This window comes from Dellaglioa sp. CoH-57-MRSF-21 (assembly GCF_056781915.1).
Genome location: NZ_JBXAXU010000036.1, coordinates 1 through 604, shown reverse-complemented (window position 1 = coordinate 604; position 604 = coordinate 1). Strand labels below are relative to the sequence as shown.

General features: G+C 54.0%; 2 protein-coding genes. Both read right to left on the bottom strand.

The window, feature by feature from the left end; all coding sequences use genetic code 11:
* Window positions 1-118: 118 nt before the first annotated feature.
* A complete protein-coding gene (locus AC1RPQ_RS07770) occupies window positions 119-502 on the bottom strand; it encodes a hypothetical protein (RefSeq protein ID WP_481762225.1) in 384 nt (127 codons plus the stop codon).
* Window positions 499-597 carry a DUF4326 domain-containing protein gene (locus tag AC1RPQ_RS07765; RefSeq protein ID WP_481762226.1) on the bottom strand — a complete coding sequence of 33 codons (99 nt, stop codon included), beginning with the start codon at window positions 595-597 and terminating at the stop codon, window positions 499-501. The genes AC1RPQ_RS07770 and AC1RPQ_RS07765 overlap by 4 nt, the downstream gene beginning before the upstream one ends.
* Between the last annotated feature and the right edge of the window lie 7 nt (window positions 598-604).

Sequence of the window (604 nt, the reverse complement as noted above, 5' to 3'; positions counted from 1 at the left end):
TGCAACCACTCGGATGCCTCGCGCACCCGTGTCTGATTGCGCGTCTGACGATCCTTCTCGTAGTCGAGAACGAAATTCGTTACAGCCTGAACCATGTCAGCTCGAAATTCATGCAGGTTCATGCGGCATCTTCCTCCGCTGCCGGGCTCCGAAGTGGCTCGTTAGCTTCGGCAAGGCTGACCCAGCTACATCCTTGTGGGTCCCGCAGGTGTTGGATCGGATGCAGCGTCTGCGACGTTTCGAATGGGCATGAGTACTCCCACCACTCGGAGCCATCATACTCACCCCGATGCATGGATTGTCCGTCGTTAAACACGATTTCGATATCACTCACAACCTCTTGCCCACCATAACCAGAATCGTATTCGAAGTCGGCAATGGTCTGAAATTCGTCCCATGTGCACGAATGCCCGGTTGTGCGGGAGCCGATAAAAATGATGTCCTCAGGAACGTGGCCGGAGTCTGCAATTGCTTCTTCCGTCTCTTTCAGAAAATTGGTCATGCAAAAAGTCCTCGTTTTTCGTTGGCGATGGCCGCCAGATAGTCACCGTGACAAGGCTTGGGACGACAGTAGCACCCAAGACGCTGACCCTTCAGGGCCTTT

Excerpts from the sequence above, each read along its gene's own strand:
- AC1RPQ_RS07770 (WP_481762225.1), bottom strand. The coding sequence starts at position 502 with ATGACCAATTTTCTGAAAGAGACGGAAGAAGCAATTGCAGACTCCGGC.